The organism is Pseudomonas sp. HMWF006 (assembly GCF_003061205.1).
Classification (GTDB): Bacteria; Pseudomonadota; Gammaproteobacteria; order Pseudomonadales; family Pseudomonadaceae; genus Aquipseudomonas; species Aquipseudomonas monsensis.
The window spans coordinates 567-3,479 of the sequence record NZ_QAIU01000274.1 but is presented as its reverse complement, the minus strand read 5'-3'; the positions used below and the strand labels follow the sequence as shown (position 1 = coordinate 3,479).

General features: G+C 59.0%; 5 protein-coding genes. 2 read left to right on the top strand and 3 right to left on the bottom strand.

Translation table 11 applies throughout. The annotated features are described in order from the left end of the window. Both DBR24_RS31965 and DBR24_RS11310 read right to left on the bottom strand, forming a co-directional pair. The coding region (locus tag DBR24_RS31965; protein ID WP_256591403.1) for a metal-sensing transcriptional repressor at positions 1-120 on the bottom strand (120 nt) is incomplete at its 3' end. Between the two features lie 185 nt (positions 121-305). Beyond that, positions 306-644, bottom strand: a complete 339-nt coding sequence (locus DBR24_RS11310; protein WP_128614782.1) for an FKBP-type peptidyl-prolyl cis-trans isomerase — start codon at positions 642-644, stop codon at positions 306-308. 163 nt (positions 645-807) lie between these two features. On the opposite strand from DBR24_RS11310, the gene DBR24_RS11305 reads away from it, so the two are divergent. Then, positions 808-1,887, top strand: a complete 1,080-nt coding sequence (locus tag DBR24_RS11305) for a sensor domain-containing diguanylate cyclase (RefSeq protein ID WP_123462590.1) — start codon at positions 808-810, stop codon at positions 1,885-1,887. Positions 1,888-1,896: 9 nt separating this feature from the next. Here DBR24_RS11305 and DBR24_RS11300 read toward each other — a convergent pair whose 3' ends face one another. Continuing rightward, positions 1,897-2,202, bottom strand: coding sequence for an RcnB family protein (locus DBR24_RS11300; RefSeq protein WP_128614781.1), 306 nt, complete (start codon positions 2,200-2,202; stop codon positions 1,897-1,899). 296 nt (positions 2,203-2,498) lie between these two features. Between DBR24_RS11300 and DBR24_RS31960 the strand changes: the two genes are divergently transcribed. Continuing rightward, a partial coding sequence (locus DBR24_RS31960; RefSeq protein WP_371921270.1) for an MFS transporter occupies positions 2,499-2,913 on the top strand: 415 nt, incomplete at its 3' end.

Below are 2,913 nucleotides of genomic sequence, written 5' to 3'. Positions count from 1 at the left end.
GTGCAAGGTCTTGGCGCAATCGGCGTCGCCCTCCAGCGCTTTTTCAACCGCCTGCACCTGCCCGGCGATACGTCGGACGCGGTTGAGCAATTCGTCTTTGTGTTCGTGAATGTGCGACATACCTATACCCCCTACCCCTATATGCCGCGCATGATCACCGATGGCTTCGGCAATCGCAAGCTGGATGAGCATTCAAAGGATGAACGGGATACTGAGAGCGAGCTCAATCCCCCTGTGAGAGCCCACTGGCGATGACGGATACCGAATGTCAGATAAGGAAAATCAACGTCGTTATTACACCCGCCTCAATCGTCCCGCGTCAGAACTTCCAACAACTCAATCTCGAACACCAGATTCGAATTCGGCGGAATCTCGCCCATCGACCGCTCGCCGTACCCCAGGTGCGCCGGCACCAGCAGTTTGCGCTTGCCGCCCACTTGCATTCCCATCAGTCCCTGATCCCACCCCTTGATCACCCGACCTGTGCCAATCACGCACTGAAACGGTTTGCCACGGCTGTGGGAGGAGTCGAACTCGCTACCGTCTTCCAGCCAGCCGGTGTAATGGGTGGTGATCAGTGCGCCTTTGACGGCGGCTTTGCCCTCGCCGACCTGAAGATCGATTACCTGCAATTCATCGTTCATGACATTCACTCTGTTATTCAGCTGGCCGCCGTTTTCCCAGAATTGCCGCTCGTTCGCAACTCATAAACGAAGATGGCCGCTGTATCCCAATCGGTGGCGGAACCCTTAATATAGCCATCCGCCATTACTTCACGGATTGTTACGTCATGCTGGCAGTTCCCGAATGATTGACCTCTGGATCAGCCTGGCCATTGGCGTCGTCATGCTTGCCGTGATTGTCGTACTGGTTCTGCGCGAGCGCGGGTTGCGTCGTCGCCTGGCTGAGTACCGAGACCTGCTGACCCGCGCGGCTGAGGGCCGCAATATCCATCAGGACGGCGACGCCGAGCGCTTCAAGCGCAGCCAGTATTTTGCGCGTATCGGCACCTGGGACTGGGAGGTCGACACCGATCGGCTGTACTGGTCGGATGCGATCTACGGCATGTTTGGGTTCAAGATCGGCGAAATCACCCCGTCCTATGCCTTGTTCTGTTCTTGCGTGCACCCGGACGATCGCATCAGGGTGCGCGACGGTGAATTGCGTTGCCTGGAGACCGGCGAAAACCACGACGAGGAATACCGCGTGGTCTGGCCCGACGGCACCATTCGCTGGCTGCGCGAAACCGGCAACGTGGTGCGCAACGATCACGACGCGGTGATCAAGATGATGGGCGTGGTGCGCGACATCACCGAAGAAAAAGCCTCGGCGAGTTACCTCAAGCACCTCGCTCACTTCGACCCGCTGACCGGCCTGCCCAACCGCCTGGTGCTGGAAGAACGTTTGTCCGAAGCGCTGGATCAGGCGAGTCAGACCGCTACGCGGGTGGCGCTGGTGTTTGTCGACTTGAATGGTTTCAAGAACATCAACGACCACTATGGGCACGCCGCCGGCGACCGGGTGCTGATCACCACCGCCACGCGCCTGAAACGCATCCTGCGCAACACCGACACGGTCGCCCGGATCGGCGGCGATGAGTTCGTGGTGATCCTGCAAGGCCTCGCCCCGGACCTCGACCTGCAGGACGAAGCCCGCCGCATCTGTCAGAAGATCTTCATCGAACTGTCGCCGCCGATCACCATCGGCAACGACCAGCGCCATGTCGGCACCAGCCTTGGGGTGGCGGTGTTTCCGGATCATGCGCCGACCATGGATCGGCTGCTGCACATTGCCGATCTGGCGATGTATGAGGCCAAGCGCAGTGGGAACAATCAGTATCGGTTGGGGGGCGTGAGCCCTGCGCGGGTGCATGCGCAGGGCTTTTGAATCCGGGGCTTAACGCTCGACAGGTTGCATCTCGACGATGGTGCCATTGGTGATCATGACCATCACGTACTTGTCGTTGATCTGCACCCACTGCGCCTGTTCGACCGGTGCTTTCAAACCTTTCTGTTTCCAGTTTTTCAGCGCTTTGTCACTGCGCTGATAAACGTCCGGGGCCCGGTCGTTGACCTTCAATTCACGGTTGCTGGTCGGGGACTGGACGGCAGGTTCGCTTGAGGTTTGCGCCGCTTGAACAAGTGGGCTGCCGGCAATGCCGGCGACGAGGGCCAGGCTGGCGATTAGGGTTTTGCTGTTCATCGGTGAACCTCCTTCAGATGTGTGATACCTGAACTCCGACTGCGGAGGACTGGAATCATTCCTTGTTTTTTTGCATGGGCTGGCCGGGGCATTGTAGTTGGCAGACACACCGCCATCGCTGGCGAGCCAGCTCCCGCAGGGTTAGAGGTGATTCAAGAGATTGATCCGCTTTGCGCATCAATGCATGCCAATAATGCAATTAACATCCAGTTACACCTGCGCCACCATCCACCGCAATAACAACCGTGCGCCGCTTCCACGTCGCGCACGTCATAAAAGCGGTGGAGTCCTTTGCTATGACAGCCTCAATCCCACACGGCGGCTCGCGGGCCGGTGCCATTTTCCGAGTCACCTCGGGCAACTTCCTCGAACAGTTCGACTTCTTTCTGTTCGGTTTCTATGCCACACAGATCGCGGCGGTGTTCTTTCCGGCGAGCAGTGAGTTCGCGTCTCTGATGATGACGTTCGCCGTGTTCGGCGCCGGCTTTTTGATGCGACCGCTGGGCGCCATTGTGCTCGGTGCGTACATCGACGACGTGGGCCGCCGTAAGGGCTTGATCGTCACCCTGTCGATCATGGCCAGCGGTACGATCCTGATTGTGCTGGTGCCCGGATACGAAAGCATCGGCTTGTTCGCGCCCGCATTGGTGTTGATCGGGCGGCTGCTGCAAGGCTTCTCCGCCGGTGCGGAGCTGGGCGGGGTTTCGGTGG